The organism is Flavobacterium xizangense, from assembly GCF_054075145.1.
Genome location: NZ_JBSIPG010000331.1, coordinates 1 through 235, shown reverse-complemented (window position 1 = coordinate 235; position 235 = coordinate 1). Strand labels below are relative to the sequence as shown.

Below are 235 nucleotides of genomic sequence, written 5' to 3'. Positions count from 1 at the left end.
AATGGTGAATTTATTAAAGTAGGTTCGTCTCAGGTTCAAAAAACAAATGTTCGTATCGTTGCTGCGACTAACGTGAATTTATTTAATGCAATTGAAAAAGGGAAATTCCGTGAAGATTTGTACTATCGTTTAAGTACGGTTGAAATTACATTGCCACCTTTACGCGAGAGAAACGACGACATTCACTTGTTATTCAGAAAGTTTGTTGCGGATTTTGCCCATAAATATAAAATGC

The 235-nt window shown here is 34.9% G+C and carries 1 protein-coding gene; it reads left to right on the top strand.

Translation table 11 applies throughout. From position 1 onward, the window contains the following. Nucleotides 1-235: sigma 54-interacting transcriptional regulator (locus ACWA1B_RS23650; RefSeq protein WP_456911140.1), on the top strand; the 235-nt coding region annotated here is incomplete at both ends.